20 protein-coding genes and 1 riboswitch are annotated in these 23,346 nt (G+C 42.3%); of the genes, 12 read left to right on the top strand and 8 right to left on the bottom strand.

What is annotated here, in order from left to right; genetic code table 11:
* Positions 1–4: 4 nt before the first annotated feature.
* The 3 genes from metL (at position 5) to J8M01_RS01915 (ending at position 3,722) form a co-directional block, all read left to right on the top strand.
* Complete coding sequence (gene metL / locus J8M01_RS01925) at positions 5–2,353, top strand: bifunctional aspartate kinase/homoserine dehydrogenase II (RefSeq protein WP_211056811.1); 2,349 nt, start codon at positions 5–7, stop codon at positions 2,351–2,353.
* Between the two features lie 270 nt (positions 2,354–2,623).
* Complete coding sequence (locus tag J8M01_RS01920) at positions 2,624–3,463, top strand: hypothetical protein (protein ID WP_211056810.1); 840 nt, start codon at positions 2,624–2,626, stop codon at positions 3,461–3,463.
* Positions 3,464–3,479: 16 nt separating this feature from the next.
* On the top strand, positions 3,480–3,722 hold the full coding sequence (locus J8M01_RS01915; RefSeq protein ID WP_211048719.1) for a hypothetical protein: 243 nt from the start codon (positions 3,480–3,482) through the stop codon (positions 3,720–3,722).
* Between the two features lie 72 nt (positions 3,723–3,794).
* Here J8M01_RS01915 and J8M01_RS01910 read toward each other — a convergent pair whose 3' ends face one another.
* The 5 genes from J8M01_RS01910 to dapA form a co-directional block, all read right to left on the bottom strand.
* Positions 3,795–4,820, bottom strand: coding sequence for a phospholipase A (locus J8M01_RS01910; protein ID WP_211056829.1), 1,026 nt, complete (start codon positions 4,818–4,820; stop codon positions 3,795–3,797).
* Positions 4,821–5,019: 199 nt separating this feature from the next.
* Positions 5,020–6,132: a succinylglutamate desuccinylase/aspartoacylase family protein gene (locus tag J8M01_RS01905; RefSeq protein WP_211056809.1), complete on the bottom strand. Its 1,113-nt coding sequence runs from the start codon at positions 6,130–6,132 to the stop codon at positions 5,020–5,022.
* Positions 6,133–6,141: 9 nt separating this feature from the next.
* On the bottom strand, positions 6,142–7,347 hold the full coding sequence (locus J8M01_RS01900; RefSeq protein WP_211056808.1) for a PLP-dependent decarboxylase: 1,206 nt from the start codon (positions 7,345–7,347) through the stop codon (positions 6,142–6,144).
* Entirely contained in the window at positions 7,347–8,087 is a 741-nt protein-coding gene (locus J8M01_RS01895) for a 2,3,4,5-tetrahydropyridine-2,6-dicarboxylate N-succinyltransferase (RefSeq protein ID WP_192508939.1), read from the bottom strand. The genes J8M01_RS01900 and J8M01_RS01895 overlap by 1 nt, the downstream gene beginning before the upstream one ends.
* A 10-nt stretch (positions 8,088–8,097) precedes the next feature.
* Complete coding sequence (gene dapA, locus J8M01_RS01890; RefSeq protein ID WP_210995783.1) at positions 8,098–8,982, bottom strand: 4-hydroxy-tetrahydrodipicolinate synthase; 885 nt, start codon at positions 8,980–8,982, stop codon at positions 8,098–8,100.
* A 112-nt stretch (positions 8,983–9,094) separates the two neighbouring features.
* A riboswitch (Lysine riboswitch) is annotated at positions 9,095–9,302 on the bottom strand.
* A 151-nt stretch (positions 9,303–9,453) separates the two neighbouring features.
* On the opposite strand from dapA, the gene J8M01_RS01885 reads away from it, so the two are divergent.
* Complete coding sequence (locus J8M01_RS01885) at positions 9,454–11,166, top strand: response regulator (RefSeq protein WP_211056807.1); 1,713 nt, start codon at positions 9,454–9,456, stop codon at positions 11,164–11,166.
* On the opposite strand, the gene J8M01_RS01880 is transcribed toward J8M01_RS01885, so the two are convergent.
* Both J8M01_RS01880 and J8M01_RS01875 read right to left on the bottom strand, forming a co-directional pair.
* Entirely contained in the window at positions 11,160–11,774 is a 615-nt protein-coding gene (locus tag J8M01_RS01880; protein ID WP_211056806.1) for a hypothetical protein, read from the bottom strand. The two genes, J8M01_RS01885 and J8M01_RS01880, sit on opposite strands and share 7 nt — an antisense overlap.
* A 140-nt stretch (positions 11,775–11,914) precedes the next feature.
* A complete protein-coding gene (locus J8M01_RS01875; protein WP_211056805.1) occupies positions 11,915–12,805 on the bottom strand; it encodes a TraB/GumN family protein in 891 nt (296 codons plus the stop codon).
* A gap of 519 nt (positions 12,806–13,324) precedes the next feature.
* Here J8M01_RS01875 and ilvG point away from each other — a divergent pair.
* The 8 genes from ilvG to can all read left to right on the top strand — a co-directional run bounded on the left by ilvG (position 13,325) and on the right by can (position 22,704).
* Positions 13,325–14,974 carry an acetolactate synthase 2 catalytic subunit gene (gene ilvG, locus J8M01_RS01870; protein WP_210995779.1) on the top strand — a complete coding sequence of 550 codons (1,650 nt, stop codon included), beginning with the start codon at positions 13,325–13,327 and terminating at the stop codon, positions 14,972–14,974.
* Positions 14,971–15,213, top strand: a complete 243-nt coding sequence (gene ilvM / locus J8M01_RS01865; RefSeq protein WP_192508933.1) for an acetolactate synthase 2 small subunit — start codon at positions 14,971–14,973, stop codon at positions 15,211–15,213. The genes ilvG and ilvM overlap by 4 nt, the downstream gene beginning before the upstream one ends.
* Positions 15,214–15,247: 34 nt before the next feature.
* A complete protein-coding gene (locus J8M01_RS01860) occupies positions 15,248–16,171 on the top strand; it encodes a branched-chain amino acid transaminase (RefSeq protein WP_192508932.1) in 924 nt (307 codons plus the stop codon).
* A gap of 99 nt (positions 16,172–16,270) precedes the next feature.
* Positions 16,271–18,127, top strand: coding sequence for a dihydroxy-acid dehydratase (ilvD, locus tag J8M01_RS01855; protein ID WP_210995778.1), 1,857 nt, complete (start codon positions 16,271–16,273; stop codon positions 18,125–18,127).
* A gap of 2 nt (positions 18,128–18,129) precedes the next feature.
* Positions 18,130–19,671, top strand: a complete 1,542-nt coding sequence (gene ilvA, locus J8M01_RS01850) for a threonine ammonia-lyase, biosynthetic (RefSeq protein WP_192508930.1) — start codon at positions 18,130–18,132, stop codon at positions 19,669–19,671.
* Positions 19,672–19,735: 64 nt separating this feature from the next.
* On the top strand, positions 19,736–20,830 hold the full coding sequence (locus tag J8M01_RS01845; RefSeq protein WP_211048736.1) for an ABC transporter substrate-binding protein: 1,095 nt from the start codon (positions 19,736–19,738) through the stop codon (positions 20,828–20,830).
* 26 nt (positions 20,831–20,856) lie between these two features.
* Complete coding sequence (locus J8M01_RS01840) at positions 20,857–22,035, top strand: methyltransferase (RefSeq protein ID WP_192508928.1); 1,179 nt, start codon at positions 20,857–20,859, stop codon at positions 22,033–22,035.
* Positions 22,036–22,047: 12 nt separating this feature from the next.
* Positions 22,048–22,704 carry a carbonate dehydratase gene (gene can / locus J8M01_RS01835; RefSeq protein ID WP_211056804.1) on the top strand — a complete coding sequence of 219 codons (657 nt, stop codon included), beginning with the start codon at positions 22,048–22,050 and terminating at the stop codon, positions 22,702–22,704.
* Between the two features lies 1 nt (position 22,705).
* Here can and J8M01_RS01830 read toward each other — a convergent pair whose 3' ends face one another.
* On the bottom strand, positions 22,706–22,969 hold the full coding sequence (locus J8M01_RS01830; RefSeq protein WP_211056803.1) for an accessory factor UbiK family protein: 264 nt from the start codon (positions 22,967–22,969) through the stop codon (positions 22,706–22,708).
* Positions 22,970–23,346: the final 377 nt, after the last annotated feature.

The raw sequence follows: 23,346 nt of genomic DNA, 5'->3' as shown, positions 1-23,346 counted from the left end.
AAAAATGACAAGAGTAGTACATAAATTCGGTGGCTCAAGCTTAAGCTCTGCGTCACGCTATCAAGCCGTTGCGCAAATAATACTTGGGCATTGTAAAAGTGGTGATTGTGTGGTGGTTTCTGCGGCGGGTAAAACCACAAACACGTTAGTGAAGCTTTGGCAAAGTTATCAACAGCAAGATCAACAAGCGTTTTCAGACGTATTGATTCAGTTGGAAAAGCACCAGAGTGAGCTGGTTGACGAGTTGTTCTCTGGCGATGTACACCGAGCACTCAAAGCGCAGCTAGACGCTGAGTTAGTTGCCATTACTCAATTAGCGCAACAATCAGAATTACAAGAATCTCCCTTACTAGCCCATGGTGAGCTATGGTCGGCTCGGTTATTAGCGCATTATCTAAATGAGCTTAAAGTAGCTGCACGCAGCATTGATGCCCGCCAATTGTTTACGTTGCATGATGCGCAATTGCTACACCAACAGAATAAAGCAACATGTTATGCCCAGTTGCAAGATGCAGTGGTCTATGTGGTTACCGGGTTTATTGCACAAGATTGTGATAAAAATACCGTCACATTAGGTCGTAATGGCAGTGACTATAGTGCTACGCTACTCGCCAGTTATATTGATGCCAGTGCCGTCTCAATCTGGACCGATACGCAGGGGGTGTATAGCACCGATCCACGCAAAGTGAGCAGTGCGCTTAAATACCCAAAGGTGTGCCGTGCTCAAGCAAATTTATTGGCAAGACTAGGTAATCCAGTGCTGCATGCTAAGACGCTCTCTCCTTTAAAGGGAAGTAACATCAAGCTACAAGTGCGCAGCAGTTATGAGCCTGAAGCGTCACCTACAGAAATAGTAAAAGAAGGGTATAGCAAAGCAAAACGCTTTATTACCACCTTTGAGAACCTTGATTTAGTACGCGTCGAAAACTTAGCGAAGGGTGAAGTACGTACGTTAAGTCAGCTTATTCAGCACAGTATTCATCATTTTATTGTTAATGGTGATGCGTATTTACTGTTGCCTGCAACATTCACGCATATTGTTGCACAGCAGCTCGCTGGGCGCATTAATATTGTAGAAAGCAACTTGCAAGGGTGTGCACTGGTTGCGTCTTCCTCAGAGCTCTCAGGGCTCAAGCAGCAAGCCGAGCAATTATTCCATGATCGTGAAGTGGTCGTTCGCTTTGCTCATCAAGACAGTGATTACGCTTTGTTCTTGACCGATCAGGCATTAGACAGTGATCTTTTGGCTGTATTGCACGATAAGCTTATCAATAAAGGTCGGGAGATTGCGGTAATTATTGCCGGCATTGGTAATGTCGGAGATGTATTTTTACAACAATGCGAGCAGCAAATTACCCGTTTGCAATCACAGTTTGATTTAAAGGTTGTTGGTTTACTGCGCTCAAAAGAGATGGTGTTTTCACCGAGCGGTATCGAGTTATCGGCATGGCAGACACAATGGAAAAATGAAGCGCAGAGTTACAACAGTAAGTCGCTTGTTGAACACATTTCAGAGTTAGATTATGAACATAAAGTGGTGATTGATATCACCGCAAGTGAAGCATTTAGTTTGCTGTATCCAGACTTTGTGGCAAGTGATTGTCACTTGATCAGCGCCAATAAATACGCAGGCACTGCCGACAGAGGTTGGTATCAGTTATTACGAGAGCAGCAACGTGAGCGTAATTTACATTGGCGTTATAACACCAGTGTTGGTGCGGGTTTGCCTATCAATTTTGCCTTGGCTGACTTACAAAATAGCGGTGATGTGATCACGTCAATTGAAGGGGTATTTTCAGGCACGCTTTCTTGGTTATGTAGCAGTTTTACTGTTGATCAAAAGTTTTCTGACTTGGTGCTTGCTGCACAAGAAATGGGGTATACCGAACCAGATCCCAGAGAAGACTTATCAGGTAGAGATATGCAACGAAAGTTGCTCATATTGGCGCGAGATTTAGGCTTAGAACTCGATGTTGATGACATTGCATTAGAACCTCTAATGCCGGTGCATTTAGCTGAAGGTAGTTGGGATGATTTTTTAGCGAAACGTGATGAATTAGACACATTTTATGCTGTGAAATACCAACAAGCAGATGATGAAGGTAAATCGCTCCGTTACACAGGGCAATTAATTATTAGCGACAGTGGTAAAGTGACTGCAAAAGTTGGAATTGCTTTTGCTGAGGCAGGCTCGGCGATTGCGAATTTAACACCGGGTGACAACATTTTCGTGATCAAAAGCGTGTGGTATGAACAAAACCCGCTTGTTATCCAAGGGCCTGGTGCAGGTAAAGAAGTCACCGCCGCAGGTATTCACTCAGATTTGTATTGGCTCACTCAGCAACTCAAATAATATTTGATGGTCTCAATAAATTCAAAGGTGATGCACTAAAGTTCATCGCCTTTAGCATAGCAGGATACTGCGCGCACGCGTTGTTCATAATTTGCATGTTAAGAACAGGATAGCGTGTATCCTTAAATAGCACATCGATTTAAAAATAAAACTTAAATACTATTTTTTTCGTGTTATTACCTACTAAATAATTGCTTAATATCAGCTCTTGGTCTAGCTTGTAAATTGTCAGTTAATGGATAACTGCAATTACCTATAAGGACATAGAAAATGAAACATAGCAAACTTCTCATTATTACATTTTGTTTTTTACTTTTATTATTTACTCACGATAGCAAAGCTGCGATTAATGTGACTTGTAATCCGTGCTCTTCGGCAGTGCAAATGCACACCAAAGCGGTGAGTAAAGTGAAAGAGATGACTGAGTATGACAGTGTTAGCTCTGAGTATAATGTGCATGTTATTAGTATTAAAAATGGCTTAGTTAAGTCGTTTAGAGTGACGTCTAGACCAGAGTTAGATCGTCGTGGTGAATTAGTCACTGTGGTGACCGGTCGATATACCGCAACTTCTTCAGATTTGCAGAACAGAGTGAATCAAGCGCATACGTATTTCAACAGTATAGAGGCGTCAACTACGGTGCCAGTCCCATCCTCTTCAGGGTTAGGGAGTGCATGGAGTTTGTCGCAAAATTTCAGTAACCACGATAAGTTAGATAGCTGGTATAAATCTGCTTATCCACTTACGTATTGGTCAGCACAATTAACATCAATCTTTGGTGGTGCAGTTGTTGGTCCGCTAAGTGGTCTTGAACTGAGGTTTAAGTTTGAAGATGGGTCTGTACTGATCATGACCACTGCGACAGCAGGTAGTGCCGTTTTGCAGTTAAATTATAAAGCCAACAGCGCTCGGGACATCAATGGTAACAAAATCCCCGATACTGGTTCGTCAATTCAGGGCCAATACTCGTTTAGCAGTAGTGCAGGATTACAGCGGTTTTTAGATAAGGCTGCTGAATACGGTATTGCAGTTACGGTGGTGTACAGCGAAGGTTGGATGGGGGGTAGTGGCGGAGGAAGTGTGACCATAGTGCCCATTTCCCCAGAATAATATACAAAGGTGTCACATGGAATTTTTAGAACTATTTAGAACAGGTGAATTGCACCCAATATTTTTAGTGGTGGTCGGCTCTGTAATTATTGCTTTGCCGTTTAATTTATTGATTGCGAAGTTAAAGGGTTTCAGGAAAAAGCCTGCAATAATTTCATCCTGTATTCCTATACTGAACATGTATGTATGTGTTGGTTATTTACTTGCGGCAATATTTTATCAAAGGCGAGATAAAAAAAGCCTATCTGAAGACGAGTAATGACAATAAGAAGCGCCATAAATAGGGCGCTTTTTTATATCGTGGGTCTATTTTCAGGGTAGAGCGTGGTATTTATAAAATATCGGTAAGCAGTATACCCACCCCAAATCGTTGAATGTCTGCGTTATAGTCAATCAAGCTTTCACCGTAGCCATTAAAGTATTGTGCGTAGCCTCGTAATTTTCCCCAGATAGGGAATGACCAGTCAATTTGTAGAGCGCCCCGATTGTCGCTGTTAAGGTTATTTCGCGCAGTAAAGCCAAATTCATGCTCTTTATATCTATACACCCCACTGAGCTCGAAGTAACCCATATATTTATGAATATCTGGATTGTCGTCTCCTTTGGCCGTTAGTACATCAGTTTTACGCTCTTCTGGCAGTCGATACCAAGGTTTGAAACTGAAGACAAAACCATTATTTTCCCATATGAAATTTGCATAAATACGGTTCCAAGAACGTGAGTTAGGTTGACTTCTACCATTAGATTGGTGAGAGATACCTAACACTATCGCCATTTCATCACCCCAAAGGACATTTTCATCATCTAGGAAGTTAACCCAGAATAGTTCTGGCTCATAATTGGTTTCACGAAACGGTGAAGAGATATCTTTGTTATAAAGCTGCCAGTAAGATTGTAAAGTGAAGCCCATATAAATGGCTTGGTCACTATCAGAAAAATCGCTATAAAGTGGTATTTTAAGAGACAGTTGATATTTCGCTTCAAAGTTATCAAGCGGCTCACCCGCTTCCGCATCAATATTCTTAAGACCATCGAAAGGGCGATTATTAGGGTTGCTTATGTAGGATACAGGCAAAATATAGTTACGGTGATGTGGTGTAAGTACATTACGGTTTTTTTCACCGACTCGCTCTCGCGCTACGCGCTTATCTAAAGAACTGAGCTGTCTTGCGGCATCCAGCTTAGCGCATCGAGTCCTCAGTTGCTCAATTGTTTGCTTTTTATCGCCACCAATAATTTCATTCAGAATGCATTGCTTAACTAGATCAATCTCATCGTTGTTTGCAGGTGTCTCAGCGAGAGTTGTAAATGAAAGCCCTGAAAGTAAAGTACCAAAAACAAGTGAACGCAGTTCCATAGTGTATTGTTTCATAGAATATTATTGAAGTGACAATTATACACCGCTTTATATTAAATGAGGATGAATAACTGCTGTTTAGGTTTGGGGTCAAATATGCTAGTTAGCGGATCTGAATGAAAAAAGGTTGGCGGCATCGCCGCCATTCCTTAGTAAGCAGGTTGATACCAGCTTACTCTCACGCAATATTGTGATTGAGCTATAGCTCAAAGTAATTAGTAAAGAACTTATACAACTCAGTTCCTTGGTTGACGCTTGCTGACGCAAAATGCAAGATAGCAATGGCATCTTTATCTAAAGTGATGCTGTGCAAAGGTTGCTCCGACAGGTAACGCTCCATGCGCAAAATATGAGCGATTGTGTCACCTGCTTTTATATGGCTGCCCAGTGCCGCTGTGTATTCAACCATGCCACCCATTGGTGCATAGTAGGCTAGGTAATCTTGCAGCATACAACCGTAGCGGACCATTGCTTGTGGTTTAAATGGCGAGTTTAGCAACGCTTCTTTATAGCTTAAGTAGCTGAGTAGACTTGCTGCATCTGCTTTGGCTTCGGTTAAGTCAATTTTTTCTTGAGAGCCAAGTTCAACAGTGAATGCTTCAACTAAAACAGGTATATCTCGCCCCTGTTTTTTATAGGCTTCACTCAATGCCCACCACGGACAAAAACTGGCTTCATCAAGTGCACCATCAAAGTCGTTGGGAATGAGCAGCACATGGGGAATATTAAAGTAACTGGCACTCGCCTTGGCATATTCTGGGCAATATAGATGTTTAGATGAAATAGGCCCAGTGTGTAAGTCCAGTACAATGTCGGCTTCATGGGCTAAGCGTTGTAGGTTTAAAGCTATGCGTTTACCGGTATTTATACTGTATGCTGGCCCATCAAGCATAGCTTGTGTCGCTTGTACTAAAGCTGCTGAGAACTGGTGTTTAATTTCGCTTAAGGAGCTGTCGAGATGTTCAGCAACAAAGGTATCCACTAATGGTAGATGACTTTGATACATGCGATTCCAATTGGTGCCTGTAATTGGGTCAAAGCGGCCTAGCGTAAATTCCCCAGACTTTTGGTTACATCCAATAGGATTGGCGTAAGGGACTAACGTAATATCACCAGCCAATGTCTGTTGTTGCAACTGTTCTAGTAATTGATAAATAACGGCATTGCCTTGCACTTCTGCACCATGCATATTGGCCTGAATATAGACGCGTGGGCCGGTGCCATTGCCTTTTAAACGATACACAGGAATCGTTAATGGTAGCCCGTTTGCTATTTCACCCACTTGAATATTTTCTTGCTTAATTGGGGTCATATTGGCTCCTTACCTTAAATAATCACTGGCATGCTGCATAGCTCTGACGTGGCATATTTTGCCGTGCTCAATCACATACTCAGCTGGTAATTCATGACATAAAAAGTAGGGCATACTTTCTGTAAAGCCATACGCGCCGCATTGGCTGAATACCAACCAGTCTTGCTCGTGTATATCTTTAGGTAACGTGTGATAGCCTAAATTATCTAAGGCTGTGCATAACGGGCCATGGAGCACATAGCTGCGAGATGCCGCGCTTGAATTACGTAGTAGTTCACAAGGGAATGCTTGGTTGGTCACTGCTGGACGCAACAGGTGATTAATACCACCCGACATAATAAGTTGATGCTCATCATAGTTTTGTTTTTGTTCAACGACAGGGTTGGCATAATGACCAAACTCTCCCACAGCATATCGACCAAGCTCCATCCACAGCTCTGTTACGCCAGCTGATGCCTTAATTTGTGCGAGTGCGTCAATCAAAGTTGGCCAAGTTAACTGAGCGTCATTTTCAGAGTAAGGGATCCCTAAGCCACCGCCTAAGTCTAATATGTCTAATTTGAAGCCCAAGTTATCGGCCAGAGCTTTTAGTGGCGGCACCATTTGCGTCCAAAGTTGCGCGAGCTTCTCAGTACTTAACATGTTGCCCCATTGGAAAATGTGCAGGCCAACAAAATTCAGGGCTTGGTATTTACTTATTTGCAACGAGTGCCATTGTTCAACGCCTAATCCAAAAGGTGTTAGGCTATCACCACCAAGTGGGTTTTTCTCACCTTCAGGCCAGCGCAGCTGTACTCTAAGTAAAATACGCAGTTGAATATCTAATTCTTCAGCAGCATCATTAAGCCACTTAACTTGATTATGGCTTTCTGCCACAAAGGTACGTACACCTTGTGACAGAAAGTGCTGGATCTGCCTTTTTGATTTGGCAGGTCCAGTATTGAGCACTCGGCTGGCATCGATACCTTGACGTAAAACTTGGTCAAGTTCACCGTTACTGGCCACATCAAAATCAAACCCCGCTTTATCTAAGGTTTGGATCACGTTAGATAAAGGATTAGCTTTAACTGCGTACCATAGCTTCACAACAGATTGCGCTGTGAGTGGTTTTAGGTGTGACAGTAAGCCATCTAAGTCATAAACAAAAAACGGAGTATGTTCTTGTTTAGTCAACTCAGTAATAGTTTGACGTAATGGTGTGCTCAAAAAAGTCATTATCGTAATACCTCTTCTAATTCTAAAGAAGCATCGCTTTGTTCATCACGATATTTGACGATAAGTGCACACGACATATTCAAGCCTTGCTCACGGCCCCACTTACTTGACGATGGTCGAGAGCCTGGAATAACAATGGCATTTTCTGGAATAGCTTCGCCTTTGTCTAGTTGACGCTCGTTGATACAGTCATAGACAGGGATCGTCGCTGATAAACGTACGCCGGGTGCCAAAACGGCCCCTTTTTTTACCACAACACCTTCAACAATCACACAGCCTGCACCGATAAATGCGTCGTCTTCAATAACGACAGGGCTTGCACCGATAGGCTCAAGTACACCACCAAGTTGGACTGCGGCACTTAAATGTACATTTTTACCTACTTGAGCACATGATCCTACTAATGCGTGGCTATCGACCATAGTACCTTCACCTATGTAGGCACCGATATTCACATATGCTGGTGGCATGATAATGGTACCCGATGCAACATGCGCACCACGGCGAACACTACTGCCACCAGGGACCATACGAACGCCTGCTTCAGCTGCAAACCCTTGTGGCGCTAAATTATGTTTATCAACAAAACCACCCGGGAATTCAATATTATTGCCATTTTTAAAAGCTTCTAAAATACCTTGCTTTACTTCGATATTAGCGTGCCAGTTGCCTTGTTCGTCTTGTGTCGCAGCACGTACACTGCCATTTTCTAAATTGTTTAATAGTTCTAACCAGCTCATAATAACTGCCTTAATTCCAAGATAAAATTGTGGTGTTTGCACGGTCAATTGCCTGAGTACACGGCAACTCTAGGTGCGTTAATGGAGGACGTAAATTAGGGGTACTAAGTTTGCCCTGTACATGCATTAATACTTTGACTGGAATGGGATTAGCCACTGAAAATAGGCTATTAACAGCATCAGTCCAAGTTGTAAACAAGTTAGGAAAAGTCCCCGCTAACGAGCGACGAACAAACTCAGCGGTTTGCTTTGGCCAGGCATTTGCGGCCACGGATACGAGTCCAGCAGCTCCGGCTTGAGCAAAATATGGCATGAGGCCGTCATCGCCACTAAAAATAGCGAGAGTTGGATTGGCTTTTCTGAAAGCTTCAAACACTCCAATATCACCGCTGGCCTCTTTGAGTGCCCATAAATTTTTATGGTGGGCTAGATTTTTGAGCACTTGGGGTTTGATGGATACCCCACTGCGTCCAGGTACGTTGTATAACATACAAGGTAAGTCAGTGGCGCTCAGCAGGGTGTCAAACCATTGTGTTTGGCCGACTACCCCAGGTTTTGTGTATAACGGAGAGCCAAGCAACAGTGCATGAATCGGCTGGGTATTACAAAACGCCACCCATTCGGACTGATCTTGCAAGTTCATACCGCCCACAGCCACCATAATAGGGACGTCTAATTGCATGTTGCAAACAGTCTCGACAATGCACTTATGCTCAGCAGAGCTTAAGGCCAGCCCTTCACCAGTACTGCCAAGCAGGAGAATACCGTTATTTGCTTGCGCTTGTTCATTCACAAGCGAATGTAAAGTGTCATAGTCAACTTGGTTATTCGCATCAAAAGGCGTAACTAAGGCTGTCCACAACGGATAGTTGGATAAATCGTATTGTGATTTCATCTCTACCGAACTTATATCTTGTTCGGGGTCTGGAGTGAGTCCAAACTTCGAACAGTTAAAATTCGAAGAGCAATGGACTTAAAAATGACAAGGCAAGTGGCCTTATTATTTTAAGACCAGAAGCTCTCCACCAAACATATGTGCGTTGTTAATATGATTAACGCTGCAATTGGTGACAGTCGCTGGGATTCAACCCAGTCGCCCGAAATGTATACTGAGCAAATAGTATATATTTCTCGGCGTTAGTTCCCCTCCTTGTGTGTCATGGGAGTTTGCTCTCCTCAACACAAGTACCTGAATAACGCACCTCTTCCAGCCCTAGGCCAACATATTACTCGGTGAGTTTACATTGACCCTCAAATAGGGTGAGCACGCATTGAAACACTTTAGCCATCTAGGTGTCAAGTGAGGTTATGTTAGTTTTCAATTTTTACACTACACTTTATGGGCAAATAGGGTGGATAAGTTAATATGCGTAATATCATTAAGTCTATGCGCAGCCGTTATTTTATCGCAGTGTTGGTAATGGGGGTGTTAGTCACATTGGCGGCTGCGGCGATGCAATATCTTTTACAGCAAAAACAAGAGGATGCGGAGCTTATTAATCGTGCTGGTATGCAACGTATGTTGGCACAGAAAATAGCGTTACACGTCAATCAAATTGTTTTTTATAAAAAAGAGCAAAGGCTCACCCAGACACTTTTTACAGAGTTGGATAAAAGTGTGCGCGTATTTTCGGCCAATCATCAGATGATCCTAGGTGAAAAAGAGGGGAAATATGTATTTTTGTCTGAAGCGTTAATGACATTATATTTTGATGCGCCGGCTAATTTGAATAAACGGAGCCTAGACTTTTTAGCGTTATATGACTCTAAAACCTTCAATGCAGAGGTGGCTATTAAGATGGCCAATGAAGCACAGGTATTACTATTTTATCAACAACAAGCTGTGCAACTTTTTGAGCAAGGTGCTAATCGTAAAGTGGCATTAACACGTTTGTTTGAATTTGTATTCTGGGTCAGTGCAATCGTTGTGCTTTGGTTAGAAGTGGTATTTATCTTTAAACCAATGGAGAAAAAGGTAAGGGATACAATCGATTCTCTTGAACTTCAAAAACAAGAAACGCAGCATGCCTTAACCATGAAAACGCACTTTCTTGCTCGTGCAAGTCATGAGTTAAGAACGCCTTTACAAGCTATTTTGGGTTTTTTAAACCTATACCGCCAAGATGGGGCGCAATCACAGCTGACACAAGTAGAGGTGTCGGCGAAGCAATTAGTTAACCAATTGAATGCAATTCAAGAGTTTAGTCGTTGGGAGCAAGGAGATATTCTGGTGTCGGTGGTGCCTGATGATCTTACTCAAACGCTGATGCAGGCGATTTCACCCCATGAATATGAAGCACAGCGGAAAAAGATAGCATTAGAGACCGAGTTTTCATTTTCTACATCATTGGTTATTGCTTGTGATCATGAACACCTGGCGTGGATCATTGGCCAATTAGTTGATAATGCGATTAAGTTCACCGAGCAAGGCAGTGTATTAATCGAGGTGTATTTAGATGAAACTCAGACTTACTTGCAGATCGCCGTAAAAGATACCGGGTGTGGTTTTTCTGGTGTTTCGCCGCTTTCAAGCAATGTGACAGAGACACACTTTCAAGGTTTGCAGCTAGGCTTGGTACGGTGTAAATGGTTGTTAGATGCCATGGGCGGAGACATAGAATTTGAAAAGGGGCTACCTAGCGGTACCGTGGTACGGGTAAAAACTCCTATTTATCTCGTGCACAGCCGACGAGAACAACATTGTCAACTAAGGCCTTTAACTGGTTTATTAGTGGAAGATAACCCATTAAATGCAAAGATAATTAAAAAAGTACTAGAGACATTTTCAATTACCGTGAAGCATGTTGAGCATGGATTGGCAGCTGTCGATGATTTGAGTACTCATCATTATGATGTGATTTTTATGGATTTAAATATGCCGGTGATGGATGGCTTTCAGGCCATTGAATATATTCGACAAACACTGGGATTATCTGAACCCATCATTGTTGTGACCGCAAATAATGAACCAGTAGAATTAAATCGAGCAAAAGCGTTGGGTGCTGACGTGACCATTCTGAAACCATTAAGGAAAGAGTCAGTACGCACAGCGCTTGAACATGTTGGGCTAATTCAATGACGTACTTTAATATTTCCAACCCCAACTTCAACCTCTAGGTTATATGCGCCTTTACCGTGATATATGGTCTCAGAGTGAATCACTTTTTTGTGATGCTGAGCTTTGTTGACTAACCCAATTAAGCTGGTGTTGCCTACAGCAGACTCTAAAGATACAGAGTTAAAATCAGATACGTAGGTATCAATGCGTACCTTGCCCACGCCAACCTCAACCTCTGCGGAATTGTCAAGGTCTGCAATATCAACATTGCCTACGCCTATTTCGATATCTAAGCGAAAGGCAGTTGGTACTTTTACGTGCCAATGTTGTTGCAAGTTTTCCTCATCAATTGACAGTGACAATTTATTTTGGTTGCGTTGGCTTTTTAATTTTATATCAGATAGGTTGTTGGTGTGTGGGTACCAATTGCCGTGTTGTTGCGATTTTAAAACAACTGATACTTCAATCTGTTCACCATCATAGGCGATCATTTCTAAGTTACCGACCGGTACGTCAATTTCCAGCACTTGGCTGTCTTCAATTGCAAAATGCTGTTTAATGATATGATTGTCAGCGGCGTTTGCCGTGTTGATGGCTGCTAAAAGCACTAAAAGTACAATCGTCTTCATGTTCTAAACCCCAATTTATGTATTTATAGGGTGTGACGTGAAATAAGCTGAAAAGGTTTAAATCAAAAGTTGGAGGCAGGCGCTTCACTATGCCAAATGTGGGAGCGTTCAGTACATTTGGCATAATAAAGGCGTGAGTCTTATTTTACTGAAATATTGGTAATGGCAAAACCGTGCTGTTGTAATTGCGCTATTAGGCCGTGTTTTTCTGGCAGGTGTAGGGCACCGACTGCGATAAATAAAGATTGTTTTGTCAGTTGCTTAGTTAACATATTTACCCAATTATTATTACGTTCAATGAGCATGACTTGCTCACTAAACCTTCCATAAGTACTGTCGTCAAAGCTTAAATTGTAGTATTTACTGAGTGTGGTCATATCACCTTGCTTCCAAGCGCGGATCAAATCTAAAAAGTAGTGCTCTATATCACCCATTTGTTTGAATGTTTCGGTTAACATACTGTCACCTTGTGCACTTAAGCGCTTAAACATGGCTAATTGTTGTTCCAGTGTTTCTAATTCAATGATGGGTTTTTGTTTCATGTTTGCATAGTTAAGCACCTGCTTATCAATGCCAAAATCATCTTTGAACCCTAATTTCTGGTATTCCATTTGTAATACTGTAACCATAACTGCCCAAGGTGCATATTGATTAAATACTGCAATATCGATTTCTTTTTCGGCTAGATACGTTTTTAATTGGGCGTAATTTTTTTTACTTAGTTGATTCTTTAAGGTGTTAGGTGGGGTGAGTAACATAAATGGTGCTGAGCGACGTTGTATTTCAAGGGGTGATAAGTTGTTAATATTGACTTCAACAATGACAGCACTGCTGGCATCAATCGCTGTAGTGACCATTTGATTAAGCCCCTTCATTGATTCATCACCTACATGTACAGTGCCCAATAAATAGGATGTGATCCCTGACTTTTCGATTTTGTATAACGCAGGTGTTGTATGCCCGTTGTGGCTAAATAGAAATAAAAAGCCGATGATGAAAATGACGATAAGGCGAGAAGTGTAGGTTGCCATGGTATTCCCTAGAATAGATTGTGATGTATCATCATAATCAAAATACCGAGTAGATCATAAAAGTTTCATATGATTTTTTTACAGGATGAAATGTGTTGTAAATAAAATATGAACACGTCAAAACAAAAAGAAATTGTAAAATTCAGGTTTTTTTATTCGAAACATTGCTTTGTGTGGATTGAAAAACCTTTGCAAAGTGTTTTTCATTGATATTAAGCATTGTTTTTATGGTTGACTTGGGTTGGGCTTCGGGTTACTAATAGAAAAAGAACAAGGCAAGTCGAGAAACAGCGATTTGTCGTTACGTAAATAATTTAATTTGGTGATATTCAGTATGCTAACAAAAGTACTAACTCTAGTCGTGATTATAAACGTGGTAATTATTATTACCGCGGGGGCGAGTTAGTGCTTTAAAAAGCATCAACGAGAAGCCCCCCGCACTGAAAAGTTCGGGGGGCTTCTTGGTTTTAGGGCTAAATTTCTTAGTGATAATTTGAACGATTGGGAATGGGGAAAATAATGACAGGCGCACAATTACTTATCGACTTACTTGCCAAACACGGCGTTCAAGAAGTCTTTGGTTATCCCGGAGGGGCAATTATGCCCATCTACGACGCCCTTTATGGTGCGCCTGTGAAGCATTATTTGACGCGTCATGAGCAAGGTGCAGGTTTTGCGGCGGTTGGTTATGCACGTAGTACAGGGAAGCTGGGAGTGTGTTTTGCGACATCAGGGCCTGGTGCCACCAATTTGATCACTGCATTGGCAGATGCAATGATGGATTCTGTACCTTTGCTTGCAATCACAGGCCAAGTGCCGACCGCAGCTATTGGCTCTGATGCTTTTCAAGAGATTGATGTTTTAGGTATGTCTTTATCATGCACGAAGCACAGTTATATGGTTGAGCGAGCTGAAGATTTAGCTGAAGTGCTACAAGAGGCTATGCATTTAGCCATGTCTGGTCGTCCGGGCCCAGTACTGGTGGATATTCCCAAAGATATCCAGCTAGCCTCGGCCCCTTTTCAGCCTTGGCTTGCGATGGAGGAGAAGTTACCAGAATTACTCAATAGTGAAGTACAAAAAGCGGAATTATTACTGTCTGAAGCTAAGCGTCCTATCGCCTATGTGGGTGGGGGTGTGCAAAGTGCTGGCGCGCAAGCCGAGTTGATGCAGTTTTTGAATAAAACTCAGATGCCAGCCGTCTCGACATTAAAGGCATTAGGAAGCGTTTTGCCTGAATATGAATACGATTTAGGTATGTTGGGTATGCATGGTGGTCAAGCTGCTAATATTGCGGTGCAAGAATGTGATTTGCTTGTATGTATCGGCGCGCGCTTTGACGATAGAGTGACCGGAAATCTAGCAAAATTTGCCGCTAAGGCAAAAGTTATTCATTTGGATATAGACCCTGCGGAAGTGGGTAAACGTAAGCCGGTAGCCGCTTCTTTGATAGCGGATCTTAAAGCCTCGATACCGGCACTTGGGTGCTTTGTCACTGATGAAGCATGGTTGAGGACAATAATACAGCTAAAGCAGCAACATGCTTGGCGTTATGACTACCCAGGTGAAAAAGTGTTTGCGCCGTATTTACTGAAAGAGCTCAGTAAGAAAATGCCAACTGATGGGGTGGTATGTTGTGACGTGGGTCAGCATCAAATGTGGGTTGCACAACATATGACGTTCAGTCACCCAAGCAATCACCTTAGCAGTGGTGGTGCCGGCACTATGGGCTTTGGCTTACCTGCGGCAATAGGTGCACAAATAGCGCGTCCACAGAATATGGTTGTGACCGTATCGGGTGATGGTTCTATCATGATGAACATTCAGGAACTTGCGACCATAAGACGCAATAATTTACCAGTGAAAATCGTTATTTTAGATAACCAACGTTTGGGTATGGTACGTCAGTGGCAGCAACTCTTTTTTGAAGGACGTTACAGTGAGACTAATTTATCTGATAACCCTGATTTTGTGCAATTAGCGGCTGTATTTGGTATTCCAGGTCAAACTATTACTCATGCAGATGAAGTGGATAGTGCGATAGATGCGTTAGTTAATTCAACAGGGCCCTATATTGTACATGCATGTATAGACGATAAAGAAAATGTTTGGCCTTTGGTACCACCAGGGGCTGCTAATGATGAAATGATGACGGAGAAAGCGCAATGAAACATCAACTAACAATCTCAGTTAAAAATCAAGGCATTGCTGTCGAGCGTTTTCTCCGAGTTGCACGTCACAGAGGGTTTCGTTTGACTCAGTTAGAGATGGAGGGCCATGACGAATTATTTCACGTCAAAATGACAGTCGACAGTGATAAGCCGATCTATCTATTAACATCACAACTGAGTAAGCTGGTTGAAGTGCATACGGTTGATTTGCACTCATTACAGCAACAGGCAATTTAAAATTAATTATTAAGAAAAGAACAAGGTATTACAAATGACTAAAACTTCGGAATTGATTTGGCATAACGGCGAAATGATCCCTTACGAGCAAGCAACAACTCACGTACTTAGCCATGCATTACATTATGGTAGCTCGGTGTTTGAGGGAATACGTGCCTATGATACGCCGAATGGCCCGGCGATTTTTCGTTTAACGGATCATATTCAACGGTTATACGATTCAGCAAAAATTTATCGTATGGAAATTCCATTTACTGCTGAGCAGATCATTCAGGCGTGTAAAGATGCAGTGCGCGAGAATGGTTTTAAAGATGCTTATATCCGACCTTTTGCTTTTTTAGGGAATGTTGGTTTAGGGTTAAATCCGAAATCGCATTTAGCTGATGTCACTGTTGCCGCGATGCAGTGGGGCGCATATTTAGGTGATGACAGTTTAGCTGATGGCGTTGATGTGTGTATTTCATCTTGGAATCGTTTAGCACCAAATACTATGCCGACAGCGGCAAAGGCTGGTGGTAATTATTTGTCTTCACAATTGATTTCAGGTGAAGCCAAGCGCAATGGCTATGTTGAAGGTATTGCCCTCGATGTCAATGGTTGTTTAAGTGAAGGCGCGGGTGAGAATCTATTTGTTATTAAAAAAGGGATACTTTACACACCACCAACAACGGCGTGTATTTTACCAGGCTTAACGCGAGATACACTCATGGAACTAGCCCGAGCTAGGGGCTATGAAGTACGTGAAGAGTCTATAGCACGTGAAGCATTGTATTTAGCTGATGAGTTCTTTATGACGGGCACAGCAGCTGAAGTTGTGCCAGTTCGCAGCGTTGACCAGATCCAGGTGGGTAATGGTAAACGTGGTCCAATTACTGAAGAGTTGCAAAAAGCGTATTTCGATTTAGTAAAAGGACAAAGTGACGACACAAATGGTTGGTTAGAGTACGTCAATCAATAGTGAGAATAGCGCTCAGCCACAGTAATGTGGCTGCATTGGGAATGAGGAAACGTCGTCGTTGTACATATAGTAACGGCGCACAACATTAAAGGGTTAAGCATGGCCAAGTTAAGAAGTAAAACCACCACCGAAGGCAGAAAACGCGCAGGCGCAAGGGCGCTTTGGCGTGCAACAGGCATGACAGACAGTGATTTTGAGAAGCCAATTGTTGCTGTCGTAAATTCTTACACGCAATTTGTTCCGGGCCATGTTCATCTCAATCAGCTCAGCGAATTGATGGCGGATACCATCCGTGATGCTGGGGGCGTCCCTCGCGAGTTTAATACCATAGCAATTGATGATGGTATCGCAATGGGCCATGGTGGCATGCTGTATTCTTTACCTTCGCGTGATTTAATTGCTGACTCAGTAGAATATATGGTGAATGCACATTGTGCTGATGCCATGGTGTGTATTTCAAATTGCGACAAAATTACACCAGGAATGCTGTTGGCTGCACTGCGTTTGAATATACCTGTGATTTTTGTGTCGGGTGGGCCAATGGAAGCCGGAAAAACCCGCTTGGCCGATATTGATATCAAATTGGATTTGGTTGATGCCATGGTTAAAGGCGCAGATCCAACCGTGAGTGATGAAGACTCAGAGCAAGTTGAACGCTCAGCGTGTCCAACGTGTGGATCATGTTCGGGCATGTTTACGGCAAATTCAATGAATTGTTTACTAGAAGCGCTTGGACTGGCATTGCCGGGCAATGGTACAACGTTAGCGACACATAAAGATCGTCAACAATTATATGAAGCGGCAGGTAAGCGTATAGTTGCTCTGTGCAATGATTATTATCAAAAAGATAATGAAGCCGTATTACCTCGAAATATCGCGAATAGAGCGGCCTTTATGAATGCGATGACCTTAGATATAGCAATGGGCGGGTCATCAAATACGGTATTACATTTATTGGCAGCGGCGCAAGAAGGTGGGGTTGATTTTGATATGAGCCATATCGATGAGCTCTCTCGCAAAACGCCATTTTTATGTAAAGTTGCGCCGGCAACTCAAGAATATCATATTGAAGATGTACACCGTGCTGGTGGCATGATGGGTATGTTGAATGAATTAGCCAAAGGTGATCGTTTAGATTTAACGGTAGGACATGTTGCAGGTGGCACTTTAGGTGATGTGATCACGCGCTGGGATGCAATGGATAGTAACAATGAAAAAGCACAACTATTTTTTCGAGCAGGCCCTGCCGGTATTCGAACCACGAAGGGGATGAGTCAAGCATATCGCTGGGATACGTTAGACACTGACCGTGAAAATGGTTGTATTCGTAGCATTGAACATGCGTTTCGACTCGATGGTGGTTTAGCGGTACTTTCTGGTAATTTAACACCTGATGGCTGTATTGTAAAAAGTGCCGGTGTTGTTGACGAGATGCTTGATTTTACAGGTCCAGCCGTTGTGTTTGAATCTCAAGACGATGCGGTTGATAGCATTTTGGCTGGTGAGATTAAAAAAGGGGATGTGATAGTCATTCGTTATGAAGGACCTAAGGGGGGGCCTGGGATGCAAGAAATGTTGTATCCGACAAGCTATTTAAAATCAATGGGTTTAGATAGAGACTGTGCATTATTAACCGATGGTCGCTTTTCAGGTGGCACGTCTGGTTTATCTATTGGCCATGCTTCCCCTGAAGCGGCCAGTGGCGGCGCGTTAGCTCTGGTTGAAAATGGTGATTTGATCCATATTGATATCCATAATCGAGGTATTCATTTATTACTTGACGAAACGCAAATGCAGGCTCGACGAGATAAGCAATTGGCACGTGGAAAAGATGCCTATAAACCATTGGATCGTCAACGAGTTGTGAGTCCTGCATTAAAAGCCTATGCGTTGTTAGCAACAAGTGCAGACAAAGGCGCTGTACGTGATTTAGCGAAGTTAGAGGAGTTAAGTTAACGATGGTTTCACAAGAGCTAGATTATTTTCGCGCTATTATTCAAGCTGATATGTCTCCACTAGTCAAGGTGACTGAATTAAGTGAAATGAGTGCACTCTCAGAACGTTTGGGGCAAAAAATCTGGCTCAAGCGTGAAGACCAACAACCGGTATACTCTTTTAAATTACGTGGTGCATATCACAAATTACAGCAATTACCTCTAGGTAGTCAGGTGGTTACAGCATCTGCTGGGAATCATGCCCAAGGTGTTGCATTAAGTGCCGCACACCTTGGACATCAAGCGTGTATTGTGATGCCAGTGACGACTCCTGAGATTAAGGTCAATGCAGTACGTAATTTAGGTGCGAAAGTGGTGTTACATGGTCATAATTTTGATGAAGCTCAAACGCATGCGCACATGCTAACAGAACAAGAACAAGCGGTATTTGTTCCCCCTTTTGATGATAAAGATGTGATTGTAGGGCAAGGCACTGTTGCGCGAGAGTTAATGCAGCAATTAAATGAATTAGATGCGGTATTTATTCCGGTTGGCGGCGGCGGCCTGTTGGCAGGTATGGCGGTATACATCAAGTCGTTACGCCCTGATATTAAAGTCATTGGAGTTGAAGCGCAGGAAAGTGCATGCTTAAAAGCCGCTTTGGAGGCAGGTAAGCCAGTGACTTTATCGGAGGTGGGGAGTTTTGCCGATGGTGTGGCGGTGAAACTGATCGGCACCGAAACATTTCGATTGGCACAACAGTTTTGTGATGAAGTTATCACTGTGAGTGCTGATGAGATTTGTGCCGCGGTACAAGATATCTTTATTGCGACACGCGCAATAGCTGAGCCTTCGGGTGCATTGTCCGTCGCCGGCATAAAAAAATGGAGCGAGCAAAGTAATCGTGCAGGGCTAACCTTAGCAGCTGTTTTATCTGGCGCGAATTTGAATTTTGACAGATTACGATATATTGCAGAAAGAACCGCATTAGGCGCTAAAAATGAAGCGTTATTTGGGGTGACTATTGCTGAAGAAAAAGGCAGCTTCAAACAGTTTTGTCATGATCTAGAGGGTCGTGCTATCACTGAGTTTAACTATCGGTATGCCGGTGAAGGAGAAGCGCAAATTTTTGTTGGTGTTGGATTACGCGGTGGACAAATTGAATTAGACGATCTTAAAGGGCGGCTTGAAAAGAAAGGTTATGCATTAGAAGATTTGTCAGATAATGAACTTGCTAAGCTGCATATACGTTACATGGTTGGTGGCAAGCCGCCTGTGTTATTGCAAGAGCGTTTATTGCGTTTCGAATTTCCTGAGTACCCTGGTGCATTGGCTCGTTTTTTAGATACATTGGGAGCGAATTGGAATATCACCTTGTTTCATTATAGAAACCATGGTGCCGCGGAGGGTAATGTACTGGCTGCTTTTGATATTGCACCGAATGCATATGAGCAGTTTGATAAACACCTCTCTCAACTTGGCTACTTGTATCAAGATGAGACGAATAACCCGTGTTTTAGCCAATATCTTCAAGCTTCGGTGGAAGAAGCACGTAAGGTCGGGTAATTTGCAAAAAAGCTTTGCTTTTCTATAGTTAAACTTCGAGTTTATTGGGAAGAGTAAAAGATGTATGGCGAAAGTTTGGTTTACTTTGTCGTTTATTATTTTTTTTTGGACATCAGGTGCTAACGGACTTGAGCCTGTTGTTCTGCAGCTGAAGTGGACCCATCAATTTCAGTTTGCTGGGTATTATATGGCAGCGGAGCAGGGGTTTTATAAAGAGGCGGGGTTGAAAGTGACCATTTTACCAGCCAACCCTAGTAACCCAGATACACATTTTAAAGTGCTTTCAGGTCAGGCTCAGTTTGGCGTTACTCATTCAGGCGTGTTAAAGGCCAAAATGGATGGTAAACCATTGGTTGCGTTAGCTGCTATATTTCAGTCATCACCTTACTGCTGGATGGTAAAAGAGAGTAGTAATATATATAAACCGGAAGACTTCTTAGGGAAAAAGGTCAGTCACCTAGGAAAAGAGGAAAGTGCAGAGCTTACTGTAATGCTCGAGCGTGTCGGTATTAACATTTCAGATTTGCCATTATACGCAGGATTAAATCCATTAGAGGATTTCAAGCGGGGAATGTTTGATGCAATTCAGGTTTACGTTACGAACGAGCCGTATAAAATGCTGCAGGAAGGCGTTAAGACACGACAAATTTGTCCTAAGCAATATGGGCTGAATGTGTATGGCGATATTCTTTTTACCAGTGAAAATATGCTGGCCCATAAGCCCGAGACGGTTGAGAAGTTTAAGCAGGCGAGTTTAAAAGGGTGGCGCTATGCATTACTGAATATGCAGCACAGCATAGAGGTGATCCATGAGAAGTATGCGCGGCATAAAACCAAAGAGCAGCTGAGCTTTGAAGCGGATGAGCTTGCGACTTATATTACTCATTCCGGAGGCGCTATTGGCAGCATGTCTGAAACACGTTGGCAATGGATCGCACAATTATACAACTTGGATTTGTCTCAGTGGCGGAAGATTAAATCCACTTTTTTATATCAACATAAGCATGATACTACCGACTCATCATGGTCTTGGATGTTAGTGTTAGCTTGTGTCTTGACCTTACTATCAATACCCATGTACGGTTATTTGATGTTATTTCATAAACGAAAATATCGCATACAACAATTATCCTATCATGATAAAAACACGCTAGAATAGCGTTTTATTTTGAAATGTATGTATTCATGTCTTTGCTTAATCAATTTCAACAACTCGATACGTGCTTATCCAACACACGAGATTACTGGCAACGTGTCGCATTTGATTATTTAACACTACCATTTACAGATGAGCTAAATCATTTTTTATTAAGCTTGGATGATAGTGAAGTGGCGGTATTAGATGCTGATCAAAATCGTTTATATGATGTGTTTTCTGAGTATATTCCACACCTGAGTGAGCTTGCTTCATTAACAGCATTACCGTACACGGAAAGGCCCCGAGAAAGCGTGCCTTTTTGGTTAAGCAATGGGATAAAAGGTCGTAAATTAATTCAGTTACAAGATTTCGTGAGCCATGTGCCTGAACAGCAATTACCTGTATTGGAGTGGTGTGCGGGCAAAGGGCACTTGGGAAGACTCATGGCACATTTAGGTGCGCCCGAAGTACATGCTATTGAGTTACAAGCTGGGCTATGTGAACAAGGTATCCACAGTGCCAAGCAACAAGCACTTAATGTCACCTTTAGCTGCGCAAATGTCTTAACCGACAATACGGTGCCGTATTTTAAAGCGCAGCAGCATGCAATAGCATTACATGCATGTGGTGCACTGCATCAGACCTTCATACGTCGTGCAGCAGCTGGGCACTGTCAAAAAATTAGCTTATCACCGTGTTGTTACCATTTATTTACTGAGCCAACATATCAACCAATGAGTGAGGAAGTAAAACACAGTAAATTAACTTTAAGCCACAGTGATATGAAATTAGCATTACAAGAAACGGTCACCGCACCAGATCGGATAGCCGTCGTTAGACGTAAAGAAGTGACGTGGCGTTTGGGGTTTGATGCATTACGCCGAGAATGTACTGATTCAGAGGTATATATAAGTGTTCCCTCGGTAAATAAAAGCATATTCTCAGGAGAGTTTTCCGATTTTTGCCAATGGGCTGCAATGCAAAAAAATATTAACTTACCAGCCGAAGTTAATTATGATGAATATTTACTTCAAGGCCAAAAACGCAAACGTATAACAGATAGAATTGAGCTGGTACGACATGTTTTTCGACGGGCATTGGAGATCTGGTTGGTCCTCGATAGGGGTTTATATTTACAATCAGCTGGGTATGATGTCACTCTTAGTGAGTTTTGTGAAAAGCAGCTCACACCAAGGAACATATTAATACACGCTACCCGAAAATAGAGGACTCCTGCGATGTGTACGCTCGAACACTTATTAGATAATAACCAACAATGGGCAGAGCGCGAACAAGCGCGAGATCCTGATTTTTTCAAAAAGTTACTTGGTCAACAAGAACCTGAATATTTATGGATCGGGTGTTCCGATTCTCGTGTACCGGCGAATGAAATTGTTGATTTAATGCCAGGTGAGCTTTTTGTGCACCGTAACGTTGCAAATGTGGTGGTACATACTGATCACAATTGCTTGTCGGTCATGCAGTATGCAGTTGAAGTACTAAAAGTAAAACACATTATGGTAGTCGGCCATTATGGCTGTGGTGGTGTACAAGCGGTATTGGATGAAGCGCGTTTTGGACTTATTGATAACTGGCTGCGTCATGTCTCAGATATAAAAGAAAAGCATCAACATATTATTGATAATATTGCGCAAGATAAGCAGTGTGACGCATTATGCGAGCTTAATGTTATTGATCAAGTTCGTAATGTTTGTCAAACCAACATTGTTCAAGATGCTTGGCGCAGAGGGCAAAGTTTAACGATTCATGGTTGGGTGTATGGACTAGCAGATGGATTATTGCATGAATTAAATGCCAGAGCTGGGAAACCAGAGCAAATAAATAGCCAATATGCTCTGGCTGTTACACAAGTAAAGGAACGTTACGCAAATTAATTTATTCTGCGTGTTTGTCGCTGTCTAGTTGTGCTTCTATTTCAGCGACTTTAGCTTCTAATTCGGCGAGCTTTTCACGTGTTCTGATGAGTACTTTACTCTGAATATCAAACTCTTCTCTACTGACAAAGTCCATCTCAGCAAGTTTATTTTGGATAGCTTGCTTCGTTTTTGATTCGAACGTATCTGCCAGATTTTTAACGCCTTGAGGCATGTTACTCGATATTTGTTTGGCAATTTCTTCAATTTTTGTTGGATTGATCATCTTTTTGGCCTATAAAAAGTTGCTTGTACGCATATTAGCAAATGTTCGTAAAACAACATAGCAAAGAGAAGTGTAGGGTGTACTTTACGATAAAGAAAAGAAACACCAAGAATAATATCGCTTGCCTCGTTAAGTAAGCGGCTCTTTTGTTGATTGGTTTAATTAACCTCAGCTCAGGCCAAGCGAATTTGCCCAATAAAGCTATTTTTCTCACTCTCGGCGTTGCTTTCATTTGTAATAGCCCGCTATTACTGCATAAAAGCGCCTTGATATTGAACAAAATATCATCATTGGATTGTACGTAAATTTGTTTTCAAAACATTTTCTATGCTAAAACCCTTATCCAAACCTGAGGTTAATTATAGAAAGGGCACATA

It is taken from the genome of Pseudoalteromonas sp. MMG005 (assembly GCF_018101015.1).
Taxonomy (GTDB): domain Bacteria; phylum Pseudomonadota; class Gammaproteobacteria; order Enterobacterales; family Alteromonadaceae; genus Pseudoalteromonas; species Pseudoalteromonas aurantia.
The sequence above is the reverse complement of the archived record's forward strand: the minus strand, read 5'-3'. Positions and strand labels throughout refer to the sequence as shown.

What these genes read in the sequence shown, in the direction of transcription:
- ilvD (WP_210995778.1), top strand. Translation starts at nt 16,271, where the DNA reads ATGGCCAAGTTAAGAAGTAAAACCACCACCGAAGGCAGAAAACGCGCA.
- can (WP_211056804.1), top strand. Translation starts at nt 22,048, where the DNA reads ATGTGTACGCTCGAACACTTATTAGATAATAACCAACAATGGGCAGAG.
- ilvM (WP_192508933.1), top strand. Translation starts at nt 14,971, where the DNA reads ATGAAACATCAACTAACAATCTCAGTTAAAAATCAAGGCATTGCTGTC.
- ilvG (WP_210995779.1), top strand. Translation starts at nt 13,325, where the DNA reads ATGACAGGCGCACAATTACTTATCGACTTACTTGCCAAACACGGCGTT.
- J8M01_RS01840 (WP_192508928.1), top strand. Translation starts at nt 20,857, where the DNA reads ATGTCTTTGCTTAATCAATTTCAACAACTCGATACGTGCTTATCCAAC.
- J8M01_RS01915 (WP_211048719.1), top strand. Translation starts at nt 3,480, where the DNA reads ATGGAATTTTTAGAACTATTTAGAACAGGTGAATTGCACCCAATATTT.
- metL (WP_211056811.1), top strand. Translation starts at nt 5, where the DNA reads ATGACAAGAGTAGTACATAAATTCGGTGGCTCAAGCTTAAGCTCTGCG.
- J8M01_RS01905 (WP_211056809.1), bottom strand. Translation starts at nt 6,132, where the DNA reads ATGACCCCAATTAAGCAAGAAAATATTCAAGTGGGTGAAATAGCAAAC.
- J8M01_RS01860 (WP_192508932.1), top strand. Translation starts at nt 15,248, where the DNA reads ATGACTAAAACTTCGGAATTGATTTGGCATAACGGCGAAATGATCCCT.
- J8M01_RS01920 (WP_211056810.1), top strand. Translation starts at nt 2,624, where the DNA reads ATGAAACATAGCAAACTTCTCATTATTACATTTTGTTTTTTACTTTTA.
- J8M01_RS01880 (WP_211056806.1), bottom strand. Translation starts at nt 11,774, where the DNA reads ATGAAGACGATTGTACTTTTAGTGCTTTTAGCAGCCATCAACACGGCA.
- J8M01_RS01875 (WP_211056805.1), bottom strand. Translation starts at nt 12,805, where the DNA reads ATGGCAACCTACACTTCTCGCCTTATCGTCATTTTCATCATCGGCTTT.
- J8M01_RS01895 (WP_192508939.1), bottom strand. Translation starts at nt 8,087, where the DNA reads ATGAGCTGGTTAGAACTATTAAACAATTTAGAAAATGGCAGTGTACGT.
- J8M01_RS01830 (WP_211056803.1), bottom strand. Translation starts at nt 22,969, where the DNA reads ATGATCAATCCAACAAAAATTGAAGAAATTGCCAAACAAATATCGAGT.
- J8M01_RS01900 (WP_211056808.1), bottom strand. Translation starts at nt 7,347, where the DNA reads ATGACTTTTTTGAGCACACCATTACGTCAAACTATTACTGAGTTGACT.
- dapA (WP_210995783.1), bottom strand. Translation starts at nt 8,982, where the DNA reads ATGAAATCACAATACGATTTATCCAACTATCCGTTGTGGACAGCCTTA.
- J8M01_RS01885 (WP_211056807.1), top strand. Translation starts at nt 9,454, where the DNA reads ATGCGTAATATCATTAAGTCTATGCGCAGCCGTTATTTTATCGCAGTG.
- J8M01_RS01845 (WP_211048736.1), top strand. Translation starts at nt 19,736, where the DNA reads ATGGCGAAAGTTTGGTTTACTTTGTCGTTTATTATTTTTTTTTGGACA.
- ilvA (WP_192508930.1), top strand. Translation starts at nt 18,130, where the DNA reads ATGGTTTCACAAGAGCTAGATTATTTTCGCGCTATTATTCAAGCTGAT.
- J8M01_RS01910 (WP_211056829.1), bottom strand. Translation starts at nt 4,820, where the DNA reads ATGGAACTGCGTTCACTTGTTTTTGGTACTTTACTTTCAGGGCTTTCA.